The sequence below is a fragment of the Oleiphilus sp. HI0061 genome (genome assembly GCF_001635675.1).
The window spans coordinates 1-659 of sequence record NZ_LWFE01000060.1 but is presented as its reverse complement, the minus strand read 5'-3'; the positions used below and the strand labels follow the sequence as shown (position 1 = coordinate 659).

Sequence of the window (659 nt, the reverse complement as noted above, 5' to 3'; positions counted from 1 at the left end):
CTTGTTCATCCAAGCCAGGTCTTTTTCTCGCGTACCGCAATTAACCACTAGGCGATAGTCTTTAGGCATACGATAAGCAATCAGGTCGTCGATCACACCACCCTTCTCATCCAACATGCCACTATAGAGTGCTTTGCCTGTTTCTTGCAGCTTGTCGACATCGTTCGCTAACAAATAACGAAGATAGTCACGAGAGTCTTTACCCTGTACATCAACAATTGTCATGTGCGACACATCGAACATACCCGCGCTTTGGCGCACAATTTTATGCTCTTCAATTTGAGAGCCATAATGCAAAGGCATGTCCCAGCCACCAAAATCTACTATCTTGGCACCGGAATCCTGATGCACCTCATATAATGCGGTTTTTGAGCCCAAGAGCATTCTCCGAGAAGTTAGGAATAAATAGAGTAAAATTAGAGCGGCATTTTACCTGATTGACTGGGGAAAAAACCACCAATTATTTTATAAGGCATAAATAGCGACGATTCGCTGACTATAAAAGAAAGTATTGCAGGGAAGGCAAAACCTTTTCAAAATCACAAAATGCATGATCACCACCGGCCTGAACCCAGAGTTTAGCCTTAGGCAGACATGCTAAAGCCTGTGCGAAATCCAAGACCTCATCTCCGGTTTGCGTCATGATATAAACATTATCC

At 43.6% G+C, this 659-nt stretch carries 1 protein-coding gene and 1 pseudogene; both read right to left on the bottom strand.

Annotation, left to right across the window (positions count from 1 at the left end; all coding sequences use genetic code 11):
- Positions 1 to 378: pseudogene (gcvT, locus tag A3735_RS00835) on the bottom strand (glycine cleavage system aminomethyltransferase GcvT); the annotation flags it as partial.
- Between the two features lie 118 nt (positions 379 to 496).
- The gene (locus A3735_RS32425; protein ID WP_369820490.1) at positions 497 to 643 is read right to left on the bottom strand and encodes a YqiA/YcfP family alpha/beta fold hydrolase; all 147 of its coding nucleotides are present in this window, start codon (positions 641 to 643) and stop codon (positions 497 to 499) included.
- Between the last annotated feature and the right edge of the window lie 16 nt (positions 644 to 659).

What these genes read in the sequence shown, in the direction of transcription:
- A3735_RS32425 (WP_369820490.1), bottom strand. Translation starts at nt 643, where the DNA reads ATGACGCAAACCGGAGATGAGGTCTTGGATTTCGCACAGGCTTTAGCA.